Annotated in this window: 1 protein-coding gene; it reads right to left on the reverse strand. The window is 62.1% G+C overall.

The annotated features are described in order from the left end of the window. The coding region (locus tag ACWTU8_RS32770; protein WP_455851370.1) for a cell wall hydrolase at nucleotides 1-438 on the reverse strand (438 nt) is incomplete at both ends.

Here is a 438-nt window from a genome sequence, read left to right on the forward strand (position 1 = left end):
TCCAGCCGCCGCCATAGGTGCGGTAGAAGATATGCAGGCCGATCTTGGTCATCTTCTGCATGGTGCGCGCCCAGCCCGGATGGACATATTGGGCGTAGTAGTGGGTCGACGACCCGACCTCAGGAATGAAGATCTTGCCGGCGGTGACGGCCATGGCGATGTCCTGCGCGGTCTTGTAGGCAGCCGGGCTGTCGATGCGCTTCTTCCGACCGTCGCAAGCGAAGGAGAACTGGCAACGGTTGAACCAGCTGTCGTTCTGGTAGACGACGCCGCAGATCGAATTCGGATAGGCCGGATTGCGCACGCGGTTGAGGATGACCTGGGCAACGGCGGCCTGGCCGCGCACGGATTCGCTCCGCGCCTCGAAATAGATGCCATTGGCCAGGCACTTTTGCTCTGGCTTGGAGAAGACGCTGGCCGGCAGCGGGTTCTGGATCC

It is taken from the genome of Mesorhizobium sp. BHbdii, from assembly GCF_053848045.1.